Raw genomic sequence first — 23,126 nt, forward strand, 5'->3', positions numbered from 1 at the left:
CCCTCAATACTAAGCCTTGTTCGCGGCCAGGAATTTTTCCAGCCAGTGGATGTCGTAGGTCCCGGCCAGGATGTCCGGCTCCCTGATGAGACGCTGGAACAAGGGGAGGGTAGTCTTGACGCCGTCCACCACAAATTCGTCCACCGCACGGCTGAGGCGCTTGAGGCATTCCTCGCGGGTGCGGCCATAGACAATCAGTTTCCCGATCAGCGAGTCGTAATAGGGCGGGATCTTGTAGCCCTGATAGACAGCCGAATCGACGCGCACGCCAACACCACCTGCCGGGTGGTAAAAAGTGATTGTGCCGGGCGAGGGCGCAAATGTCTGCGGGTCTTCGGCATTGATGCGGACTTCAATGGCGTGGCCATAAAACTGCACCTGATCTTGGGTCATCGAGAGTTTCTCGCCCGAGGCGACCTTGATCTGCTCGTAGACAATGTCGATACCGGTGATCCGCTCGGTTACGGGGTGCTCCACCTGCAGACGCGTGTTCATCTCGATGAAATAGAACTCGCCATTCTCGTACAGAAACTCAACCGTGCCGGCGCCAGAGTATTTGAGTTTGCGCATGGCAGCAGCGCAAATTTCGCCGATCTCATCGCGCTCTTCCGGCTTGATGGTCGGGCCACCTGCCTCTTCCCAAACCTTCTGGTGGCGTCGTTGCAGCGAACAGTCACGCACACCAAGATGCACGGCATTGCCCTGACCGTCGCCAAGCACCTGCACCTCGATGTGGCGCGGCTTGCCGAGGTATTTTTCCATGTAGACGGAATCGTTTCCGAACGCAGCCTTGGCCTCGGACCGGGCAGTCGACCAGGCGACCAGCAATTCCTTTTCGGTCTGGGCGACTTTCATGCCACGACCGCCACCACCGGCTGTCGCCTTGATCAAGACCGGATAGCCAATTTCCTGGGCGGTCTTGAGCGCCTGCTGCTCGGTTTCTACCGCACCGGCCGAACCGGGAACCACGGGGATGCCAAGTTCGACAGCCGTCTTCTTGGCCGTGATCTTGTCGCCCATGATCTCGATATGGTGCGCCGAGGGCCCTATGAAAGTGATGTTGTGCTCTTCAAGGATCTTGGCGAAGCGGGCGTTTTCCGAGAGAAAACCGTAACCGGGATGCACGGCATCGGCGCCGGTAATCTCGCAGGCCGCCATGATGGACGGAATGTTGAGATAGGAATCCTTGGCCGAATTGGGCCCGATGCAGACGCTTTCGTCGGCAAGGCGCACATGCATGGCATTGGCGTCGGCTGTGGAGTGAACTGCCACAGTTGGGATGCCCATTTCCTTGCAGGCGCGCAGGATGCGCAGAGCGATTTCGCCGCGATTGGCGATCAGGACCTTCTGGAACATCAAAAAGTCCCCTTATTCGATAACGACGAGCGGCTCGCCATATTCGACCGGCTGGGCGTCTTCCACGAGTATGCGGGTGACCGTGCCCGAGCGGTGCGCCGGAATCTGGTTCATGGTTTTCATCGCTTCGATGATGAGGATGGTCTGTCCTTCGGAAACCTTAGTGCCAACTTCCACGAAAGCCGGCTTGCCGGGCTCGGGTGAGCGATAGGCCGTGCCGACCATGGGCGAAGTCAGAGTGCCGGGGTTGGACGCCAGGTCCTCCGCAGCAGCGGGTGCAGCGGCAGGGACGGATCCGGAAGGTGCGCTCGGCGCAGGCGCTGCTGCTGGCGCAGAGGGGGGCGCCATATACTGCATGGGAGCGTGGGCGTAGGTCGGCGCTTCGCTGGGGTAGGAGCGGGTGACGCGAACCCTCAAATCCTCTTGCTCGATTTCGATCTCGGCAAGGTCTTCCTTGTTGAGCAATTCGGCAATGGCGCGGATCAGTTCCTGATCCACCGATGACTTGGTCATTCTGTCGGTCTCCCGGCTTCTCGTCTTGAAGCGTTATTTGAGTTTATCGGCCAAGGCCATGAGGGCCAGTCTATATCCAAGCGTGCCAAAGCCGCAAATAACGCCGAAGGCAATGGATGACACATAGGAATGGTGCCTGAAGGCCTCGCGCTGATGGATATTGGTCAGATGCACTTCGGCTACCGGCAGGTTCACGGCTCTTAGAGCGTCGTGTATGGCAACGGAAGTGTGCGAATATGCGGCAGGGTTAATCAGAATGCCGTCGGCCGTTTTGCGGGCATCCTGAATCCAGGTGACCAGCTCACCTTCATAGTTGGACTGCCGGAAATCCAGGCTTAGTCCGAGGTCTTGGGCTGCTTGCTGGCACAGCATTTCCACGTCATGGAGCGTTTCGGCACCATAGGTGCCCGGCTCGCGGGTACCGAGCAGATTGAGGTTCGGGCCATTGAGGACGAGAACGCGTTTTGCCATGATCCATGCCTTGTGCACCGGCCCTTTCGGCCAGCGCAAGGGCGGTTACACGAAATGCACCGAAAAGGCTAGTGAGGCGTGGTCATGAGGCGCGTCTCGGTAGCTTCAGAGAGCCTTCCCTAGCTGCATCGGCTCTTGCCGCATGCGCGCATATCCGCGATCCGGGCGCGCAACTCATCGGCGCCTATGGCACCGGGAATGATCTCATTGCCGATGATATAGGTCGGTGTGCCGGTTATGCCGAGGGCCTGTGCAATTTCATAGGATGACTGGATGGTCTCGGCGACGCGCGGCTCGTTCATCTGCAGTTCGAGTTCAACAGGCGACAGGCCGAGGTCCTGAGCTGCGGCCAGAGCCACGGATTTGTCGACTTTGCCCCGGCTGGTGAAAAGAGCGGCATGGAAGTTCCAGTAGTCCGCGTCGCTTTCGCCCACCAGCACACCGATTCGCGCCGCGTCGATGGATTCGTTCGAAAGAATAGGAAATTCCTTGAGGACAATCCGGAGATTGGGATCTTCGGCTAGCAGGGCGGCCATATCCGGCACGGCGGTCCGACAGTAGCCGCAATTATAATCGAAGAACTCAACCAGAGTGACGTCGCCCTCGGGATTGCCGAGCACCACCTGGCCAGGGGCGTTGAATATCTGGTCGTGAAAATCTGCCAGCGCGGCTTCGGATCGCACCGCTTCTTCAGCTTTCAGCGTCTCCTCAAGCGCATCGGAAACCCGTTGCAGCACCTTGGGGTCTGCAAGCAGATATTGTTCGATCATGGGATTGAGCACCGCAGGATCGATGCTGGCAATTTCTGTTTCGGCAGGTGCCGACGCTGTTTCGGTCGCCTGTTCGGCCAGGACCTGCTCGACAATGGCTCGTACGGCCACTTCGTCCGTTTGCGGCGCCGGCCGTGTGACATAGCCATAGCCCAGGGCGCCGGCGAAAATTCCGGCCAAAGCAGCGAAGAGGATCGTCAAACGGTTCATCCAGAGGCTCCAGGAGAGTTGGTTGGGTTCTGTCTATCAGACCTTTGCGGACTCTGGCACCGCGCGCTTGGCCGGAGGTTTACCGAGCCATCAATTGTTGTTGAGAACTGGGGCACTTCGGGTTAGCCCAAGGGCAAGAACGGAGATCGTATGACCCAAGCTGCCGACGGCCTGATGCCTTTTTTCGCCATGGATATTCTCAAGCGCGCGAAATTGCTGGAAGTGCAGGGGCGCACTGTGTGTCACCTGGAGGTGGGAGAGCCCGGAGCGCCGCCGGCGTCACGCGTCATCGAGGCTGTTTCCCGCGCGCTGCCGGAGCCGCAGGGCTATACCAATGCCAAGGGGGTGACCGACCTTAGAGAAGGCCTGGCCTGTCATTATGAACGGCAACACGGGGTGCGAGTCGATCCCGAGCTGATCGTGGCGACCATGGGGTCGTCGGCTGGGTTCATCCTGGCGTTTCACAGCGCATTCAAGCCGGGTGCGCGCATTGCCATTACCCGACCGGGCTATCCGGCCTATGTGAATACGCTAATCGGGCTGGGCTTCGGTGTGGCGGAAATCCCTCTTTCAGCCGGCAACCGCTGGCGATTGACGGGCGCGGATATTGCTGCGGCGCATGCGAGGCAACCGTTTGAAGGGCTACTGTTTGCCAGCCCGGCCAATCCTACGGGCGCTTCGGTAACGCGCGAGCAGCTTGCCGACATCGTCGCAACTTGTGCGCGGCTTGGGGTGACGCTCATATCCGATGAAATCTATCATGGACTGGACTACATCGGTCCGTCGGTCAGCGCCCTTGAATTGACGCGCGATGCCATCGTGATCAACAGTTTCTCGAAGTATTACTGCATGACTGGTTGGCGCATCGGCTGGATGGTTTTGCCTGAGGCCCTGATCCGCCGTGCGGAAATCCTGCAGCAGAACCTGTTCATATCGGCGCCGACGTTGAGCCAGATCGCAGCGACCGTGGCGATCGAGGAGCGCGACTATGCCGAAGAGCAGAAGGCGCGATATGCGGACAATCGCCGACTACTGGGACAAGGGCTGCGGGAGTTGGGTTTTGATCTAGCGCAAGACGGCGATGGCGCCTTCTATGCCTATGCCGGAATCGGCAGATTCTCCAATGATGCGATGGAATTCTGCCTGACCATGCTGGACAAGGCCGGAGTGGCAGCGACGCCAGGCATTGATTTTGACAGAACCGATGGCAACGGATTCGTGCGCTTCAGCTATGCGGGCAAATCCGAGACTGTCGAACGGGCTCTGGAACGCATGCGCGAATTCCTGGACGCCGGAGGCTGACCATGAGCGCCATTCCGACGTTGAGCACAGAGCGACTGGTTCTGCGCCCGCCGGTCATCGCGGACTTTTGCAAATATGCTGACTTCATGGCGCCGGATCGATCGCGCATGATGGGTGGCCCGCATGTTGGCTGGGCGGCCTGGGGCATGTTTGCTGGCGATGTCGCAATGTGGGCGCTTTTTGGCCATGGCGCGCTGATGATTGAGGTGAGGGGCACCGGGGAGTGTGTCGGTCAGGTCGGGATCAATCACGGCCCAATGTTTCCTGAGAAGGAACTGGGCTGGATGCTTTACGACGGATGTGAGGGCAAGGGATACGCCACCGAGGCGGGCCGTGCTCTCAAGGATTGGGCGTTTGAGACGCAAAAGCTCGACACCTTGGTGAGCTACTTTCATCCTGAGAACTATCGGTCCATGGCGGTCTCGGCGCGTCTGGGCGGTTTTCGCGACGAAAGCGCAGCGCCGCAGGATGAAGGTGACGTTGTGTATCGCTACTCTGCCTGAAGCCTACAGGCTGGCCTTCTCAAGTTCGGCCCAGAAAGAAGTGGGGCGGCCAATTGGCCGCCCTTTTTGCGTGTTAGCCAAGGCCCAGGCGGCGCTGCCACCAGCCGACCTTCTTCTTCTTTTCCGGTTCCGGCTCACCTTCTGCGGGCGCTGAAGCCTCGGCGTCCGGAGCGGCACTTGAGGTGACAACGACACCCTCAGGCGGGAGCTCCTTCTTGGCGCGGCGCGTGCGCGTCGGCTTTTCCTCAGCAACGGGCTCAGCTGCGGTGGTTGGTGCCGTTTCGGCAATCGCAGGCTCCGCCGCTGCTTCAATAGCTTCGGTCTTCGGCTTGCGCGCGCGAGGTTTGCGCTTGGGCTTCTCGGCCGGCTTTTCCTCGGCGTCCGCTTCGGCCGGACTGTCTTCGCTAATGGCCTCTACCGGAGTTGTTTCAGCTGGGGCTGATTCCTCGGTTTCGGTAACCTTCTTGCGACGGGTGCGCCTGGGCTTTCCGGCCGGCTTTTCCTCAGTAGCAGCAGGTGCGTCGGCGGCAGGTTCTGCGTTCACCTCGACATGGTCGATGACGGCATCCTCCGGCGCGGAGACAGCGGCCTCAGCAGTTTCGGGCGTTGCGTCGCCGTTCTGTTCACGGCGGTTTCGCCGGCCGCCTCGACGGCCGCGACGGCGACGGCGGCGAGTGTCGCCATCGGCATCCCCTTCGACGGCCTGGCGGGCAGCGTCCTGTTCACCGTCGGCCTGATCGTCATCTCCACCGTTGTCGGCTTCTTCATCCTGGTCGGCGGCGCCCTCGGCGGACTGCTGACCCTGCTGGTCACCGTTGCGACCACCACGACGGCGGCGACGGCGGCGGCGGCGGCCGGAACCCTCGCCTTCGCTGTCCGGCGCACGCGCTTCGACTTCTTCTGTCTCTTCGACCTCGTCTTCCTCGGTCACGTCTTCGATAACGGCGCTGTCGACACGGACATGGGCAGCGGCGCGGTGATCAGCGTAGGCCGAAACGCGGGTTTCGCCCTTTTCAATAGCGAACTGATGACCTGTCATCTTGCCATCAGCGGTGATGGTGATGGAGAGGTTGTTGCGCATCTCAAGCTGCGAAAGCGTCTCGCGCTTGTAGTTGAGGATATAGAGCGCAACTTCCACCGGCACGCGGACATTGACGGACTGGCCTTGCTTGCGCAGGACGTGATCCTCGATATGCCGCATGATCATCAGCGCCAGGCTCTCGGTGGAGCGAACTAGACCCGTGCCTTCGCAGACGGGGCATTTGTGGGTGGAGCTCTCCACCACGCCAAAACGGATGCGCTGACGGCTCATTTCCATGAGGCCGAAATGCGAGATGCGGCCCACCTGGATACGGGCGCGGTCGTCCTTCAGACAATCCTTGAGCTTGCGCTCCACTGCCCGGTTGGAGCGGTTCTCCATCATGTCGATGAAGTCGATGACGATGAGGCCTGCGAGATCGCGCAGCCGGAGCTGGCGAGCGACTTCCTCGGCTGCCTCCAGATTGGTCTGGAGCGCGGTGTCCTCGATATTGTGCTCCTTGGTGGAGCGGCCCGAGTTCACGTCGATCGAGACAAGTGCCTCGGTCGGGTTGATGACGATATAGCCGCCCGAAGGAAGGGTGACCGTGGGCGAGAACATCTGGTCGAGTTGGTTTTCGACGTTGTACTTGGAGAACAGCGGCTGCTCTTCGCCATACGGCTTCACGTTCTTGGCGTGGGACGGCATGATCATCTTCATGAAGTCCTTGGCCTCGCGATAAGCGTTGTCGCCAGCCACGAGAACTTCATCGATGTCCTTGTTGTAGAGGTCGCGGATGGTCCGCTTGATCAGCGAACCTTCCTCATAGACAAGACATGGTGCCTGGCTTTCCAGCGTCAGCGTGCGGACGCTTTCCCAGAGGCGCATCAGATACTCGAAGTCGCGCTTGACCTCGGCCTTGGTGCGCGAGGCACCGGCAGTGCGCAGAATTACGCCCATGCCCTGGGGCACTTCGAGATCGGCAGTGATTTCCTTCAAACGCTTGCGATCTGCCGCATTGGTGATCTTGCGCGAGATGCCGCCGCCACGGGCGGTGTTGGGCATCAGCACCGAATAGCGGCCGGCCAGCGACAAGTAGGTCGTCAGGGCTGCACCCTTGTTGCCACGTTCTTCCTTGACGACCTGCACCAGCATGACCTGGCGGCGCTTGATGACCTCCTGGATCTTGTACTGGTGGCGGCGCTGCTGGGTGGAGCGGCGACGTTCGGGAACTTCCTCAAGCGCGTCGCCGCCGCCGATTGATTCAACAGGCTCGCTGTTTGCGGGGGTCTGCTCGATGTGATCGGCATCGCCGGGTTCCTGAGGGTCTGCCTCAGCGTCCGGTTCAGTCACACCCTCGGGGAGCGAAACAGCTTCGTCGGTGTCGTCGTGGTGATCGTCCTCGTGCTCCTCGTCGCGCAGCAGGGCTTCGCGATCGGCCACGGGAATCTGATAATAGTCGGGGTGAATTTCCGAGAAAGCGAGGAAACCGTGGCGGTTGCCGCCATATTCCACAAAGGCCGCCTGCAGGCTGGGCTCAACCCGCGTTACCTTCGCGAGGTAGATATTTCCCCGCAACTGGCGGCGGGTCGCTGATTCGAAATCGAACTCCTCGAGCCGGTTACCGGCGGTAACGACAATCCGTGTTTCTTCCGGGTGGATGGCATCCACCAGCATTCTTTTGGTCGCCATAATGAACTCCGCGCACCCGCGCGCCGACAGGCTGACACCGGGAGGCCGGCGTCCTGTTCGTGGCGCATTGCGGGGCGAATAGGTTTGATACTGGGTGGCGCGAACCTCTCACGTTCAGCGCCGAAGACGTCGCGGTCTGGGCCGGCAAATTGGGCGAAGCAAAGCGGCAATCATTCGTATCGATCGCGTCGCGCTCTGTTCGCCAGCGGGCCATATGACCTCTTCCTAATGGGCAGCAGGCCTGAGAGCCTGTTGCCGTCCGGCCCGGTCTGGGCCGAAATTCGTTGGTGCAGGGCGCTGAAACCGCAACTTCCGTCTCAGGTCATAGGGGGCAGGTGATGCCCCGAAAACGACCGTGAAACACACGCGCCTACATACTAAGCGTGTAGAAAAGTTGCGCCCCAATGGCAACAAGAAAGTCAAATCGAGCGGGACGAGCAAGTTTTGGCTGCTCCATTCTTGGCCCTTCGGGCAAATCATCGCATAAGGCGGTTTATGCCGAAGATTCGCCGCATCTCGTCGGCACGCAGAGGCGCGAAACTGGGAGCACGATCGCCGTCTTGACCCGACAATCACTGATTGGCCTATTTTTCGGCCTGGTTGCCCTTCTGGGCTTGTCTGCCCTGGCGGTCGCTCAGGATAGCGCGGCGCTGCCTCCGCTTCCCAATGTCATCGATGCACGCGTGACCGTGGCGCCGGAACGGGCACGGCTGGTGGTTGACCTCGCCGACCGGACAGATTTTTCATTCGTTTCCCTTGATGAACCACAGCGGCTGGCGATTGATGTCAGGGCAGAGACATTCTCTGTCCCCAATTCAGAGGGCACTGTGGCGGAGGACGGGCTGATTTCCGCCTACGTCATCGAGCAGGCCGCTGCTGACCGGGTGCGCACCACGCTTACCCTCGCAGCGCCAGCCCAGGTGCAGCAGGCCTATGTTCTGGATGCATTCGAGGGCCAGCCAGCACGCCTGGTGGTCGACATCATCCCGGCGACTGAAGAAGAGTTTGCGGCCAATGTCGAGCGTGACCTGGCCGCGTCTGAAAAAGCCCAGCCGGCCGCATCGACGCCGGCCGGCGGTTCGGAACTGCCCATTGCCACCAAGCCGTTGGTGGTCATCGATCCCGGGCATGGGGGCATCGACTCGGGCGCTGAAACGGCCCAAGGGGTCAAGGAAAAGGACATTGTTCTTGCCTTTTCGCTGCGCCTGCAGGAATTGCTGGTGGCCTCAGGCCGGTTCGACGTGGCGCTGACACGCGAGGACGATTCCTATTTGCGTCTGGAAGAGCGGGTTGACCTGGCGCGGACCAACAAGGCCGATCTGTTCATTTCCATTCATGCTGACAGCTTCCAGCAGCCGGAGATCCGCGGTGCAAGCGTCTATACGCGGGACGAGAACGCCACCGACGTGCTCGACAAAGTGTTGGCTGACAATGAGAACGCGTCCGACGTGATCGCCGGGTTTGCCATGCCTACGACCATGGCGCCGGAGGTCGTCGATATCCTTCTTGACCTGATGCGGCGAGAAATGCGGGTGCAGTCCTTCATGGCTGCCCAATCGATCGTGCATCAGCTTGAGCCCAGCGTGGCCCTGCGACGGTTTCCGGTGCGGCAAGCCGATTTTTTCGTGCTGCAAGCACCAGACGTGCCGTCCGTGCTGGTGGAACTGGGTTTCCTTTCCAACGCCAGCGATATCGCAAACTTGATGCAGTCGGACTGGCGCGACCGCACTGCGGAGGCTGTTGCGCGCGGTATCTCGACCTACTTCGATAGCCTTGAGGAAGAGCTGTGATCACAAGGTTTTTCCGACTCTGCTACGCTCACAGGCGGACCGCTGCGGCGGCACGAGGTATATGACCTAGATGTTCAGACTGCTTGGCTGGCTTTTCGGATTTGGCATGTTTCTCGCCCTTGGCGGGGTCGCGGCCGCGGCTGTTTATCTGGCGACTGTCAGCGCGCAATTGCCAGACTACACGGTGCTGCAGGATTATCAGCCACCGGTGACTACGCGCGTGCACGCGGCGGATGGTACACTGTTGGCCGAGTATGCCCGTGAGCGCCGCCTGTTCCAGCCTGTTGAGACGGTACCGCCACTCGTAGTTCAGGCTTTTTTGTCGGCCGAGGACAAAGATTTCTTCAATCACAATGGCATCGCCATTGACGGTGTCGTTCGTGCGTTGAGGGATAATCTGCTTGCGCGCATGGACGGCAACAACGCCATCCAGGGGGGCGGTTCCTCGATAACCCAGCAGGTCGCCAAGAACTTCCTGCTGACGTCCGAGCAGACCTGGGATCGCAAGATTCAGGAAGCCATTCTGGCGTTGCGGATTGAGTCTACCTTTTCCAAGAACAAGATTCTGGAGCTCTATCTCAACGAGATTTTCCTTGGTCTGAACTCGTATGGCGTTGCCGCTGCAGCCCTGAACTATTTCGACAAGGCACTCTATCAGCTTACGCTGCCTGAAGCGGCCTATATTGCGGCATTGCCCAAGGGGCCGAACAATTATCATCCGTTTCGCCGGACCGAGGCGGCCATCGAACGCCGCAACTGGGTGATCGATCGCATGGTCGAGAATGGCTATGTCAGCTATGAGGAAGCCTCCGCCGCCAAGCAGGAGCCGCTCAACGTCATTCCACGCGCGGCTGGCAGCCAGCTCTATTCGGCCGAATATTTCACCGAGGAGGTGCGCCGGGAACTGGCCAAGCTCTATGGCGAGGACCAGCTTTACGGCGGCGGCCTGTCGGTGCGCACGACCCTGGAGCCGCGTCTGCAGGAATATGCGCGGCGGGCGCTGATGGACGGGCTGATCGAATTTGATCACGGGCGTGGGTTCAGGGGACCGGTAGCCAGCGTCGAGTTGGGCGAGGACTGGGGCCTGGCCGTTTCGGAAATCGAACCGTTGAGCGATGTGCCTGAATGGCAGCTCGCGGTGGTTCTTGAGGTTGGCAGCAACGAGGCGCGCATTGGCCTGCGGCCTGAAGATGACGTGGACGGCGCAGTGGCGCCAGATCGGATCGAGGGGGTTCTCTCCGGCCCCGAAATCCGCTGGGTGTCCCAGCCGGTGCAGAATATCCTTAAAGTCGGCGATGTCGTCTATGTCAGCCAGGTTGCTGGCAAGAACGGAATCTATACGCTCGAGCAGGTTCCCGAGATCGAGGGTGCGCTGGTCGCGATGGATCCGCGCACGGGCCGTGTGCTGGCCATGGTTGGCGGGTTCTCCTTTGCCGAAAGCGAGTTCAACCGGGCGACCCAGGCACTGCGGCAGCCGGGATCTTCGTTCAAGCCCATCGTTTACGCGGCGGCGCTCGACAATGGCTACACACCCGCTTCGGTGGTGCTGGATGCGCCAGTCGAGGTGCGTATGTCGGATGGCTCTGTGTGGCGGCCCGAGAACTACTCACAGGAGTTCTATGGACCACAGACATTGCGGCGAGGCATCGAGCGCAGCCGGAACGTGATGACCGTGCGGCTGGCGCGCGACATCGGGATGCCACTGATCGCCGACTATGCCCAGCTGTTTGGCATCTATGACAATATGCAGCCTGTGCTGGCCATGGCCCTGGGGGCGGGAGAGACCACCGCCATGCGCATGACTGCGGCCTATGCAACCATTGCCAATGGCGGACGCAAAATTGTGCCGACGCTGATCGATCGCATTCAGGATCGCTATGGCGAAACGGTGTTTCGGCACGACCAGCGCGTTTGCGATGGGTGTTCAGCCGCGGACTGGCACGGGCAGGGAGAGCCGCGAATCATCGACAACCGCCAGCAGGTGCTTGATCCGATGACGGCCTACCAAATCACCTCGATGATGGAAGGTGTGGTGCAGCGTGGCACGGGGACCGCGGCGCGAGCGCTCAACCGCCCGGTGGCTGGCAAGACCGGCACGACCAACGACTACAAGGACGCCTGGTTCGTCGGTTTCACGCCGGAGCTGGCGGTGGGTATCTATGTTGGTTATGACCAGCCGCGCTCGATGGGATCTGCATCGACTGGCGGCGGCATGGTCGTGCCAATCTTTACCGATTTCATGGCCAAGGCACTGCAGGGCAAGCCGGCTACGCCTTTCAACGTTCCCACAGGGATGCAGACGGCCTGGATCAACCCCAGCACGGGGGTGAAGGCCTTTGAAGGGGAAGCCGCAATCGCCGAGGCATTCAAGCCAGGTACGGGCCCCAACCTGATGACGTCCGTGATCGGTCTGGATGTGCAGGCGTTCGACGCCATTCAGCGCGACCAGCTGATGCAGCAGGAATATGGAGGGTCGTTCACCACCACGCGGCCGAGCGGGCAGGGAACGTTCCTCGACCAAAGCCTGTCGCCGCCACGCAGCCTGTCAAATTGAGCAGACTTGTGCACACTACGAAATGACCGCTCGGAGTTGTTGCGCAAAGGCTGCGGTTAAGCTAGGAACCCAGCCCGTGCCCCTCTGGCGGAATGGTAGACGCAGAGGACTCAAAATCCTCCGCCGCAAGGCGTGCGAGTTCGAGTCTCGCGGGGGGCACCATTTCCAGATACCTTCGAACTGTTCTGCCCTTCCCCGGGCCGGCGCCTGACCTTGTTGCCGTGGTGGCTGAAGGGCGACCACGGCCGCTTAATCCGGAATTGACGCCTAGCGATGAGCGGCTTAAACGAGCCGCGTCGTTGCCCTGCCTCCAGCGCCCGTCCAGCCGGCATCGTGATATGCGGTGTGAATTGGTCCCCCCTGCGGTCTGAACTCTTGCTCAGTTTTTGCCGGCTTCGGGGTTCCAGGCCACGACGCGGACCTTTTGTCGACGAGGTGGACGCTTTCATGGACCCGATGTCTACCCGACCGCTTTGGCAGCGATTTAGCCTGTTTCTCATTCCGCTGATGGCCGCAAATATCCTGCAGGCTCTGTCCGGGACCATCAATTCGATCTATGTGGGGCAGTTGATTGGTGTTGAGGCGCTTGCGGCCATCGCCATCTTCTTTCCCATCATGTTCTTCCTGATGAGCTTCATTATCGGGCTTTCCGCCGGTTCCACCGTGCTGATTGGGCAGGCCTGGGGTGCCAAGAATATCGACAAAGTCAAGCAAGTGGCGGGAACGACGCTTGCCGCAACTGTCGTGCTCGGCGTCTTTGTGGCCATTGGGGGCGGAATCTGGACGGAACAGATACTCGTCTTGCTCGGAGCTCCTGAAAATATTCTCCACCTGGCTGTGGGCTATGCCCGCATTGCGCTGATTGGCATGCCAGGGTTCTTTCTCTTCCTCGTTGTGACGTCGATCCTGCGCGGTGTCGGCGATACGATTACGCCGCTGTTTTCGCTGATCATGTCGCTGCTGGTGGGAGCGATTGTGACCCCGGCCCTGATCCTGGGTTGGTTTGGACTGCCCCAGATCGGGGTAAATGCAGCGGCCGTGGCCATGATTGCCGGCTTCCTGACCGTGCTGGGCTTCTTGTTCTTTTATATGCGTGCCCGCAACATGCCGCTGGCGCCGGACCGTGTGCTGCTGCAGTCGATGCTGCAGCCGGACATCAAGCTGCTTGGGCTTATTCTGCGACTGGGGGTTCCGGCCGGACTGCAGATGGTCGTCTCGTCCCTCGCCGGGATCGTGGTTGTTGGCCTAGTGAACCGGTTCGGTTCAGATGCGACGGCCGCCTATGGCGCTCTGGGACAGGTGATGAGCTATGTACAGTTCCCGGCCATGTCGATCGGTATCGCGGCCTCGATATTTGCTGCCCAGGCGATTGGTGCGAAACAGAACCAGCAGCTTGGCGCAATTGCCCGCACAGCACTGACGCTCAACCTGCTGATTACAGGGGGCCTGATTGTACTGGCTTACCTGTTCAGTGAGCATGTCGTAGCACTGTTCATCACCGATCCGACGGTGGTGGACCTGACTGTGTCACTGCTTCACGTCGTTCTGTGGAGCATTCTCTGTTTTGGCTGGGGAATGGTGTTTTCAGGCATCATGCGGGCCAGCGGCACGGTCTATGCGCCCATGGCGCTGTCGTTGTCCTGCATTCTGCTGATCGAGTTGCCCGGTGCGGTGTGGCTGAGCCAGACCGGCCTGGGGTTGACCGGCATATGGGTCGCCTATGCGGCGAGCTTCACCATGATGCTGGTGCTGCAGGCTAGCTGGTACCAGTTCGTCTGGAAGCGCAAGGAGATCGTGGCGCTCGTCTAGGGCGCCACTTAGTCTAGTGGTCGCCTAGCGTCATGCGGAGCGCGCGGACACCCTCAGGAGAGAAAACATCAATCTCCACACGAGCCGGGTCGTGCGCCATGCGGCGGGTCCTGGCGGAGAGGGCCATCACGACACCGAGCAGGTCCCCCACCGAGCGCTTCTGGCGCGGCAGCATGCGTTCGGTCATGCCCGAGAGGGCCTTGTTGCGGACCTTCAGGTCGGGTGAGGCGAGGGGGGAACGGCCAATGAAGCTGGCCAGTTCGACAAGAGCACTACGTTCACTCATTGGGCTACTCCATACACAAGCACCAATTGCTTCCCCGGGGCCCCGGATTGGGGACCCATGATCCGGCCGACAGTTGATCCGCCGTGCCGTGTCGTCTTCAGTCACGCATCGGAACTGCCCGGAAACCGTGCAGCACCATTCGGTTCGATGCCTGCGTCAGCCCTGCATCGCCAGACAGGCCAGATCCTGGTCCTTGAGGCGATTGCACATGCTGTTGGCCGCATCGCGATCGCCGAAACCGACAAAGCGGGCGCGATAGAAAATCTGGCCGTTCTTTTCAAATCGCTCGACATAGGAGCGGAAATCCCCCAGTGCGCCGACCTTGCCTGCGGCATCCGAGAGCATGGCCCGGGCGCTGTCCTCGGAAGGACCAGCACCAATCTGTACGATCCAGCCGCTGATCGGGGCGGCCTCTGCCACGGACCCGGAATGCATCAGGTCGACTGGTTGGCCTGCACCGCCGGATACGTCGGCAGGAGGCAGGAGCGGCGTAGAGGGTGCTGTCTGGCCCAAGGCCGCCGGAGGCGCGCCAAGGTTGTACGTTTCGCTCAGCCAAGCGCCGATGACATCCTGGCTCGGATAGGCCGGTGCGGCCTGCGTGGGTGCGGCCAGCACATTGGCAGCCTGAACGGCGGGGGAGAGCCCCAGATCGGCCGGTGCCGGCGTCGGCATGGCGACCGGCGCCGCGGAGGCGACGGCAACTTCCGGCATCTGCTGAGGCTGCGCGCCGTTGGAAGCGACCAGCGCGGCAAGCCGGAAATCGGGCATGGGCGTGGGCATGGCAAAGGTGGGCTTGCGCGGCTGGGCGAGGGCGAACTGCGTGTTGCCCTGACGTCCCGGGACGGGAACCATGGCCGTCTGCAGGTAGTCTCCTCGGCGGCCTTTGGAGAGATAATTCGACACGAGCTGGCGGACCTTCTCGTCTCGCGAGGCGGCCGAGTTAAAGCCAAAGGCTACGACCACGATGTGGCGATTGTCCTTGCGAGCCGCGGTCAGCAGGTTCGAGCCGGCGGCATTGATGTAGCCGGTCTTGATCCCGTCGACCGCCCCCATATAGCCCAGCACGCGGTTGTGGTTGCCGTAGGTCTTGCCGCCATAGCGGAAGGAGGTGGTCTGGAAGTACTCGTAGTACTGAGGAAAATGTTGATAGACCGCGATGCCCAGAATGGCCTGGTCGCGCACAGTGGTCACCTGGCCGCCATCCGGCAGGCCGGACGCGTTGCGGTAGGTCGTACTCGTCATGCCCATGGCACGCGCTGTAGCGGTCATGCGTTCGGCAAACTTGGATTCGGAGCCCGAGATGTGTTCGGCGATCACCCGGGCCATGTCGTTGGCCGAAAGGGTCACGAGCGACTTGATCGCATCTTCGACCGAGATGGTGGAGCCGGCGCGCAGGCCCAGCTTGGTGGGCACGGCCGATGCCGCGTGGCGCGATACGGTCATCTTGGTGGAAAGACTGAGATTGCCGGCCTGCAATTCCTGGAACAGGACGTAGAGCGTCATCACCTTGGCAACAGAGGCGGGATAGCGCCTTGAATCGGCCTGTTCCTCGTAGAGTATCTTGCCTGACTTGGCGTCGACCACGATACCAGCATATTTGCGGAGGTTTTCAATGGCCTGGACCGGCGTTGCGGCCGACAGGCCCAGCGCACAGGTCACAAGGACGGCGGCAACGGCGCGCAAAAAGGCGGTGCGCCAGAGGGTCTTTGCCAGGAAACTCACCCGGTACTCCAATTACTCAATCGGGCAACAGGCCCGTACGCTACTCGTTTGACGCAGGCCGATCCCGGGTGTCCTGACCCCGAAATTTCAACCTTCAAGGAGGTTAAGCTGCCGCCGTTACGAATCCGTAAAATGCGATCATTTTCTGGCGTGGGGCGATATTTGGGTAACAGACAGCTAACGTTGAGCGGCACACGGAGGCCGATATGGCTACGAAAACGCGCGTTTGCGTCTGCTCACTTTTTCGGGAAGTGATGGCCCTTAACACGCGGCCGATTTTGCCTACATAATGGGTCCAACCAACTGCTTCGTTTCCTCTGGTGACAGAGCGACTGCCATGACTGAGACTCCCATGCTGCCCATCCAGAACCTGCCGACCCAGAGCCGGTACAAGACGCTGTCACGCGTCCATGCCGGCCCCGGTGAAGACGAGGGTGGTCGTTCGGGCGGAAACGATGCGGATTTCGAAACGGGGACGGTGACCAAGACGCGTCCCAAAACCAAGCGGCCGAACCTGTATCGGGTTTTGCTGCTCAACGACGACTACACGCCGATGGAATTCGTCGTTCTGGTGCTTCAGGACGTCTTCAACAAGTCACGCGAAGACGCCATGCGCATCATGCTGCACGTCCACCAGAAGGGGGTCGGTGAGTGCGGCGTATATCCATACGAAGTGGCCGAGACCAAGGTCACCCGCGTCATGGATACGGCACGCAAGAACCAGCATCCGCTGCAATGCGTGATGGAAAAACAGTAGGAACATCATATGCCCTCATTTTCGCGCGGACTCGAAAAGGCCCTGCACCAGGCGATGAACCTGGCCCGTGAGCGCAACCATGAGTTCGCCACGCTCGAGCACCTGCTTCTGGCCCTGACGGACGATCGCGATACCCTCGCTGTACTGACCGGGTGCGATGTGGATATCGACGCGCTCAAGAGCGATCTCGAAGACTTCATCAATGAAGAGCTGGACAGCCTTGTGGTCCAGAACGGCCAGGATGCGCGCCCGACCGCCGCATTCCAGCGCGTGATCCAGCGCGCGGTCATTCACGTCCAGTCATCCGGTCGCGAAGAGGTTACGGGTGCAAACGTGCTCGTTGCCATTTTTGCCGAGCGCGAAAGCCACGCTGCCTATTTCCTCGAACAGCAGGATATGAGCCGGTTGGACGCGGTCAATTTCATTTCCCACGGCATTACCAAGTCCGGCCCGAGCGAGGAACGCAAGGTGCACGGGGCCGAAGAGGGGGATGGCCACTCTGAAGGCGGGACCGAGGCCAAGAAGAGCTCGGCGCTGGCAGATTTTTGCGTCAACCTCAACGAGAAGGCCCGGCAGGGCAAGATTGACCCGCTGATCGGGCGTGACAGCGAGTTGCGCCGGACCATCCAGGTGCTGTGCCGCCGGTCCAAGAACAACCCGCTTTATGTGGGTGACGCGGGCGTGGGCAAGACGGCGATTGCCGAGGGTCTGGCGCGCAAGATCATCGAGGGTGATGTGCCCGAGGTGCTCAAGGAAGCGGTCATCTATGCACTGGACATGGGCGCGCTGCTGGCTGGTACGCGCTATCGCGGTGACTTCGAGGAGCGCTTGAAGGCGGTGATGAAGGAACTCGAGAAGATGCCCAATGCGGTGCTCTTCATCGACGAGATCCACACCATGATCGGCGCGGGTGCCACTTCGGGCGGAGCGCTCGATGCATCGAACCTCCTCAAGCCTGCCTTGGCTTCAGGGGCGATCCGCTGCATCGGCTCGACCACCTACAAGGAGTATCGCCAGTTCTTCGAGAAAGATCGGGCCCTGGTCCGGCGCTTCCAGAAGATCGACGTCAATGAGCCGACGGTTCCGGACGCCATCGAGATCGTCAAAGGGTTGCGGCCTTATTTCGAAGAGTTCCACAAGCTCAAATATACCGACGAGGCCCTGAAAGCGGCGGTAGAGCTGAGCGCGCGCTATATCACCGACCGCAAGTTGCCGGACAAGGCGATCGACGTGATCGACGAAACCGGGGCGAGCCAGATGCTGCTGCCCGAGGACAAACGCAAGAAGACGATCGACGTCGAGGATATCGAGACGACGATTGCTTCGATTGCGCGCATTCCGCCCAAGTCAGTCTCCAAGTCTGACGCGGAACTGCTTTCGGGGCTGGAACAAAGCCTCAGAACGGTTGTGTTCGGACAGGATTCGGCCATTACGGCTTTGTCCTCGGCTATCAAGCTGGCGCGTGCAGGTCTTAGAGAACCGGAAAAGCCGATCGGCTCCTATCTGTTCACCGGTCCGACGGGCGTCGGCAAAACCGAGGTCGCCAAGCAGCTCGCGGACACGTTGGGCGTGGAATTGCTGCGCTTCGACATGTCCGAATATATGGAACGCCACACGATCAGCCGGCTGATCGGCGCGCCTCCGGGCTATGTCGGGTTTGACCAGGGTGGTCTGCTCACTGATGGTGTCGACCAGCATCCACACTGCGTGGTGCTGCTCGACGAAATCGAGAAGGCTCATCCGGACCTCTACAACGTGCTGCTGCAGGTCATGGACCATGGCAAACTGACCGATCACAATGGCAAGGCGGTCGATTTCCGCAATGTCATCCTGATCATGACGTCCAATGTGGGTGCGGCAGAGTTGGCGCGTGCGCCTATCGGCTTCGGCCGCAAGCGGGAGCAGGGGGACGACGAGGATGCGATCAACCGCACCTTCAGCCCTGAATTCCGCAACCGGTTGGATGCCATCATTTCCTTTGCGCCACTGCCGCGCGAAGTGGTGCGCCGGGTGGTTGAGAAATTCGTGCTCCAGCTTGAAGGTCAGCTGGCCGAGCGCGGCGTTACAATCAACCTCACGCCTGAAGCCGCCGACTGGCTTGCCGAGCATGGCTATGACGAGCGCATGGGTGCCCGTCCGCTTGGACGCGTGATTCAGGAGCATGTCAAAAAGCCGTTGGCCGATCAGGTGCTGTTTGGCGAGCTGGTCAATGGGGGCTCGGTGACCGTGGCGGTGGTCGGTGAAGGGGCAGAAGCCAAGCTGGAACTGGTGGCCGTGCCGCCGCGCCCGGCCAAGCCCAAAGCCCTGCCCAAGCCAAAAAAACCCAAGGCGACCGCCGACAAGAACTGAGCTGTCAGCGCAATACGCATGAAAAAGGCCCGGAGCGATCCGGGCCTTTGCCGTTGCGGCTAGTAGCAGAGCACCTTGTCGCACGCGACGGTAAGCTGCACGAGCGTCGCCGGCATGGCAGCCTGCGCGCCGCGCAGCACTACCTGCTCGGGCGCGATGTTGCGCGCCTTTGCCGACATGCCAGAATAATAGAACTCCGTGCCCTCTGCGGCATTGAGGGCTTCGAAGTGTTCCTGCAGCTTACCCGTTCCCAAACCTTCTGTGCTGGCGGCCGCTTGTGCCGTGAGCAAATGAACTCCATCGCCGGCAATGAACAGAGCCAACTGATGGCCTTCTGCCACTATTGATTTAGCTATCAGAAAGGCCAGGGCCGCCTTCGTGGGGTTGTCGGGGCCTACGGTTATGTGCACCAATATTCTTGCCATGAGTATCCCTCCTGTCTGCGCTCAGTGTAGCGGATAGACGCTTTATGCAGAAGCGAGCCGATACTGGCAGGGCTGCAATTCGCCGAAGGCTGTTGTCAACTGGCGAGGAGGCTGGCAAAAGGGCGAGGTTCGTCGGACTCGGTTCCTCCTTCCGAGTGGCTTCTCCGGGCGCCTATCCCCCGGTCACAAGTATCATCGCGCTGATTGACTGTACGCCCGTGCAGGAAGCGCCCTGGGTCTTGTTCATGTTCAACTTTGAAAACTACCGCGCCGAATGGGTGCGGAATGTACGGGGAGACCTGCTCTCCGGTCTCGTCGTGGCTCTGGCTCTGGTGCCGGAGGCGATTGCCTTTTCCATTATTGCCGGGGTCGATCCGAAAGTGGGGCTCTATGCTTCGGTGGTGATTGCCATCGTCATATCCATCTTCGGCGGCCGTCCAGCGATGATTTCGGCGGCAACGGCTGCCACCGCGGTTCTGTTCGGTTCGCTGGTGCGCGAGCACGGGCTGGACTATCTGCTCGCGGCAACCATCCTGGCAGGCTTGCTTCAGGTCGGGGCAGGGTATCTCAAGCTGCATCAGGTGATGCGCTTTGTGTCGAAGTCCGTGATGACCGGCTTCGTGAATGCCTTGGCCATCCTGATTTTCATGGCGCAGCTTCCCGAATTGATCGGTGTGCCGATGATGACCTATCCGATGGTCGCCCTCGCCCTGGCCATCATTTATCTGTTTCCGCGCCTGACCACGATTATCCCGTCGCCCCTGGTGGCGATCATCGTGCTCACTCTCATCGTTTTCTTCGGCGGACTGGATGTGCATATGGTCGGCGACATGGGCGCACTGCCCACTGCTCTGCCGTTCCTCTTCATCCCTAATGTCCCGCTGACCCTTGAGATGTTCTGGATCATTCTGCCCTATTCGGTGGGTGTGGCGGCTGTGGGCCTGCTCGAATCCCTGATGACCGCGCAGATCGTGGACGACATGACCGACACCGGCAGTAACAAGCGTCTGGAGAGCATTGGCCAGGGCATTGCCAATGTTGTCTCAGGCTTTTTCGGTGGCATGGCCGGCTGTGCCATGATCGGCCAGTCCGTGATCAACGTGAAATCGGGTGGGCGTGGGCGCCTCTCGACATTCCTGGCCGGGGTCTATTTGTTGATATTGCTGGTCGTGCTGGGTGACATTCTGCGCATCATTCCAATGCCGGCACTTGTCGCGATCATGATCATGGTTTCGATCGGCACATTCGATTGGCAGTCGATCCGCAATCTGCGCGATCATCCGCGATCATCGTCGATGGTGATGCTCTCCACCGTCGCGTTTGTGGTCTATACCCACAACCTGGCCATCGGCGTGCTGGTGGGCGTATTGCTTTCGGGTGTCTTCTTTGCCTGGAAGATCTCCCAGATTTTCGAGGTCCGCAAAGAGCTGAGCGAAGACGGCCAGACCCGGGTCTATCATGTCCAAGGGCAGTTGTTCTTTGCTTCGGCTGAGCAATTCATGCGGTCGTTTGACTTCGATGAGAAGGTCAGCCGCGTCGTGATTGACCTGACGCACGCTCATATCTGGGATATTTCCAGCGTGGCGAGCGTGGACAAGGCCGTCATTAAGTTCAGGTCGCTCGGCGTCAACGTGACGCTGTCTGGGATGAACAAGGCCAGCGCCACCATCGTCGACGATCTGGGCGTGCACCACAAGGCGAATGGCGACCTGCTGGTCGGCCACTGATCCTCTGGCGTGGTGGCAGAGCGGTCTCACCGTTTCGTTGAAACGGTGAGACCGCTCCAAGCCCTTGCTATGTTGCGTTTCCGAAACGCAAAACCGTTGCCGCCTTTGCTGGACGCGCTCTAGAGATGCGCCGCTATATCCCGGGCCAAAGCAGCAAGCTCGGCGTCGTCGGCCTTGCCGCCAGCATGGGCGCCCAAGGGCGTGCCTTCATAGACTGGAATGATGTGGAAGTGCAGGTGAAACACCGTCTGCCCCGCCGGAGCCTCGTTGAACTGGACAAGGCGTAACCCGTCGGCATTGGTGGCCGCCTTGACGGCCTTGGCGACACGTTGCACCAGCGGCATGAGAGCCGACAGGGCTTCCGGATCGGCATCAAGCAGATTGCGGGACGCTGCCTTGGGTACGATGAGAGTATGCCCTCTGGATTGAGGGAATATGTCCATCATGACCAGCGCCTTGTCGTCTTCGTGGACCTTGTGGCAAGGCAGCTCGCCTTTGAGAATTTTGGCAAAGATGTTGCTGGGGTCGTATGTCATGATGCTGGTCCCGGGGGCTTCTGTTGGCGGATTTGGCAAGGGAAGTGCACCGGGGTCAAGCCCATCGAATGCACTCGCTGATGGCTTCTGGCCTAGAGGCAAGGGCCTATCGCTGTTGCCGCTCGCCCTTCCGGAACGGCGTGAAGCCTTCGAGCAGTTCCTGCTGCTGTTCAATTGCAGGCCGCTCATCCTCCAGATATTGGGCGACGGCGTGACGCAGGCCCGGGTGGGCGATCCAATGCAGCGAGTGCGTCAGCACGGGCTCGTAGCCTCGGGCCAGTTTGTGTTCGCCCTGGGCGCCGGCTTCGACCACGGCAAGCCGGTGGGCAATGGCGTAGTCGATGGCCTGGTAGTAGCAGACTTCAAAGTGCAGGAAAGGCACGTCGCGGGTGGCCCCCCAATTGCGCCCGTAGAGTGTATCACGTCCGCGGAAATTGATGGCGCCGGCGATAGGGGTATCGCCATCATAGGCCAGCATTAGCACCACCCGGTCGGCCATGTATTGGCCGAGCAGGGAGAAAAAGCTGCGGTTCAAATAAGGCCGGCCCCATTTGCGGGCGCCAGTGTCTTCATAGAAGTCGAAGAAGGCGTCCCAGTGATGCTCCTTGATGTCCGACCCGCTCAGCCACTTGACTGTCAGCCCATCGGCTAGCGCATCGCGTCGCTCGCGGCGAATAGTCTTTCGTTTGCGGGAGGCCAGGGTTGCGAGGAAGTCGTCGAAAGTTTCGTAGCCCTGATTGTGCCAGTGGAACTGGGTATCGACGCGGCGCAGCCAATCGAGCGAGCCGCCCAACTCGGCTTCTTCCGGCGGCAAGAAGGTCAAATGGACCGAGGACGCGTCATGACGGGTTGCGAGCTCTTGCGCAGTTGAAAGCAACGCGGCCTGCAATTCGATATCGTGCGACGGCACCAGCAATTTAGGTGCCGTCGCGGGTGTGAAAGGTACCGAGCCCTGGAGTTTTGGGTAATAGTGGCCGCCGGCCCGTTCCAGCGCATTGGCCCAGCCGTGGTCGAAGACATACTCGCCCATGGAATGGTTCTTGAAAAACAGCGGCAGCAGGCCGACCGGTTTATCGGCCTGGTCAGCCAGGAGAATGTGTTGCGCCTGCCAGCCGGTCTTGCCCGTCGCGCAGCCGGACTCTTCAAGAGCCAGGAAAAAGGCATGATCGAGAAATGGGTTGTCGACCACACCCTCGGTCGAAGGCACCAGGCCATTCCACACCGCCTCGGGGATTGAGGCGGTGCTGGGGTGGATGGTTGCAGTGTAGCGGGTGTTGGACACTTCGTTGGCAGGCCTTGGAACGTGTCTCAGCGATATGGTGCGTCATTCCCCCGG

Annotated in this window: 18 protein-coding genes, 1 tRNA gene and 1 other annotated feature; of the genes, 9 read left to right on the top strand and 10 right to left on the bottom strand. The window is 60.4% G+C overall.

From position 1 onward, the window contains the following. Window positions 1-9: 9 nt before the first annotated feature. The 4 genes from accC to ACE4RL_RS11775 all read right to left on the bottom strand — a co-directional run bounded on the left by accC (window position 10) and on the right by ACE4RL_RS11775 (window position 3,320). Window positions 10-1,356, bottom strand: coding sequence for an acetyl-CoA carboxylase biotin carboxylase subunit (accC, locus tag ACE4RL_RS11760; RefSeq protein ID WP_375597322.1), 1,347 nt, complete (start codon window positions 1,354-1,356; stop codon window positions 10-12). A gap of 12 nt (window positions 1,357-1,368) precedes the next feature. Continuing rightward, window positions 1,369-1,869, bottom strand: a complete 501-nt coding sequence (gene accB / locus ACE4RL_RS11765) for an acetyl-CoA carboxylase biotin carboxyl carrier protein (protein ID WP_375597323.1) — start codon at window positions 1,867-1,869, stop codon at window positions 1,369-1,371. A 33-nt stretch (window positions 1,870-1,902) separates the two neighbouring features. Next, the gene (gene aroQ / locus ACE4RL_RS11770) at window positions 1,903-2,340 is read right to left on the bottom strand and encodes a type II 3-dehydroquinate dehydratase (protein ID WP_375597324.1); all 438 of its coding nucleotides are present in this window, start codon (window positions 2,338-2,340) and stop codon (window positions 1,903-1,905) included. A gap of 119 nt (window positions 2,341-2,459) precedes the next feature. Beyond that, on the bottom strand, window positions 2,460-3,320 hold the full coding sequence (locus tag ACE4RL_RS11775) for a DsbA family protein (RefSeq protein WP_375597325.1): 861 nt from the start codon (window positions 3,318-3,320) through the stop codon (window positions 2,460-2,462). A gap of 150 nt (window positions 3,321-3,470) precedes the next feature. On the opposite strand from ACE4RL_RS11775, the gene ACE4RL_RS11780 reads away from it, so the two are divergent. Beyond that, complete coding sequence (locus ACE4RL_RS11780) at window positions 3,471-4,622, top strand: pyridoxal phosphate-dependent aminotransferase (RefSeq protein ID WP_375597326.1); 1,152 nt, start codon at window positions 3,471-3,473, stop codon at window positions 4,620-4,622. 2 nt (window positions 4,623-4,624) lie between these two features. Next, on the top strand, window positions 4,625-5,125 hold the full coding sequence (locus tag ACE4RL_RS11785) for a GNAT family N-acetyltransferase (RefSeq protein WP_375597327.1): 501 nt from the start codon (window positions 4,625-4,627) through the stop codon (window positions 5,123-5,125). 73 nt (window positions 5,126-5,198) lie between these two features. On the opposite strand, the gene ACE4RL_RS11790 is transcribed toward ACE4RL_RS11785, so the two are convergent. Beyond that, window positions 5,199-7,835 (bottom strand): Rne/Rng family ribonuclease, encoded by a 2,637-nt coding sequence (locus ACE4RL_RS11790; protein WP_375597328.1) that lies wholly within the window; start codon window positions 7,833-7,835, stop codon window positions 5,199-5,201. 560 nt (window positions 7,836-8,395) lie between these two features. Between ACE4RL_RS11790 and ACE4RL_RS11795 the strand changes: the two genes are divergently transcribed. The 4 genes from ACE4RL_RS11795 (at window position 8,396) to ACE4RL_RS11810 (ending at window position 13,988) form a co-directional block, all read left to right on the top strand. Beyond that, complete coding sequence (locus ACE4RL_RS11795) at window positions 8,396-9,625, top strand: N-acetylmuramoyl-L-alanine amidase (protein ID WP_375597329.1); 1,230 nt, start codon at window positions 8,396-8,398, stop codon at window positions 9,623-9,625. A gap of 70 nt (window positions 9,626-9,695) precedes the next feature. Beyond that, on the top strand, window positions 9,696-12,179 hold the full coding sequence (locus ACE4RL_RS11800; RefSeq protein ID WP_375597330.1) for a penicillin-binding protein 1A: 2,484 nt from the start codon (window positions 9,696-9,698) through the stop codon (window positions 12,177-12,179). A gap of 78 nt (window positions 12,180-12,257) precedes the next feature. Further along, window positions 12,258-12,341 (top strand) — tRNA-Leu (locus ACE4RL_RS11805). Window positions 12,342-12,626: 285 nt separating this feature from the next. Beyond that, window positions 12,627-13,988: an MATE family efflux transporter gene (locus ACE4RL_RS11810; protein WP_375597331.1), complete on the top strand. Its 1,362-nt coding sequence runs from the start codon at window positions 12,627-12,629 to the stop codon at window positions 13,986-13,988. Between the two features lie 13 nt (window positions 13,989-14,001). On the opposite strand, the gene ACE4RL_RS11815 is transcribed toward ACE4RL_RS11810, so the two are convergent. Beyond that, on the bottom strand, window positions 14,002-14,274 hold the full coding sequence (locus tag ACE4RL_RS11815) for a hypothetical protein (protein ID WP_375597332.1): 273 nt from the start codon (window positions 14,272-14,274) through the stop codon (window positions 14,002-14,004). Between the two features lie 156 nt (window positions 14,275-14,430). Then, entirely contained in the window at window positions 14,431-15,996 is a 1,566-nt protein-coding gene (locus ACE4RL_RS11820) for a serine hydrolase (RefSeq protein WP_375597333.1), read from the bottom strand. A 337-nt stretch (window positions 15,997-16,333) separates the two neighbouring features. On the opposite strand from ACE4RL_RS11820, the gene clpS reads away from it, so the two are divergent. Together clpS and clpA are read left to right on the top strand one after the other, a co-directional pair. Next, a complete protein-coding gene (gene clpS, locus ACE4RL_RS11825; RefSeq protein WP_375597334.1) occupies window positions 16,334-16,753 on the top strand; it encodes an ATP-dependent Clp protease adapter ClpS in 420 nt (139 codons plus the stop codon). Window positions 16,754-16,762: 9 nt separating this feature from the next. Continuing rightward, window positions 16,763-19,102, top strand: a complete 2,340-nt coding sequence (gene clpA, locus ACE4RL_RS11830; RefSeq protein ID WP_375597335.1) for an ATP-dependent Clp protease ATP-binding subunit ClpA — start codon at window positions 16,763-16,765, stop codon at window positions 19,100-19,102. Between the two features lie 59 nt (window positions 19,103-19,161). Here clpA and ACE4RL_RS11835 read toward each other — a convergent pair whose 3' ends face one another. Continuing rightward, entirely contained in the window at window positions 19,162-19,527 is a 366-nt protein-coding gene (locus tag ACE4RL_RS11835) for a DsrE family protein (protein ID WP_375597336.1), read from the bottom strand. A gap of 131 nt (window positions 19,528-19,658) precedes the next feature. After that, window positions 19,659-19,716: a sequence feature (sul1 is cis-regulatory element that is thought to sense ions involved in sulfur or methionine metabolism; They are found in Alphaproteobacteria), on the top strand. Between the two features lie 56 nt (window positions 19,717-19,772). On the opposite strand from ACE4RL_RS11835, the gene ACE4RL_RS11840 reads away from it, so the two are divergent. Continuing rightward, window positions 19,773-21,254 (top strand): SulP family inorganic anion transporter, encoded by a 1,482-nt coding sequence (locus ACE4RL_RS11840; protein WP_375597337.1) that lies wholly within the window; start codon window positions 19,773-19,775, stop codon window positions 21,252-21,254. 119 nt (window positions 21,255-21,373) lie between these two features. Here ACE4RL_RS11840 and ACE4RL_RS11845 read toward each other — a convergent pair whose 3' ends face one another. Both ACE4RL_RS11845 and ACE4RL_RS11850 read right to left on the bottom strand, forming a co-directional pair. After that, window positions 21,374-21,790 (bottom strand): HIT family protein, encoded by a 417-nt coding sequence (locus tag ACE4RL_RS11845; protein WP_375597338.1) that lies wholly within the window; start codon window positions 21,788-21,790, stop codon window positions 21,374-21,376. A gap of 106 nt (window positions 21,791-21,896) precedes the next feature. Then, complete coding sequence (locus tag ACE4RL_RS11850) at window positions 21,897-23,072, bottom strand: GNAT family N-acetyltransferase (protein ID WP_375597339.1); 1,176 nt, start codon at window positions 23,070-23,072, stop codon at window positions 21,897-21,899. Window positions 23,073-23,126: the final 54 nt, after the last annotated feature.

The organism is Devosia polycyclovorans, from assembly GCF_042181575.1.
Classification (GTDB): Bacteria; Pseudomonadota; Alphaproteobacteria; order Rhizobiales; family Devosiaceae; genus Devosia; species Devosia polycyclovorans.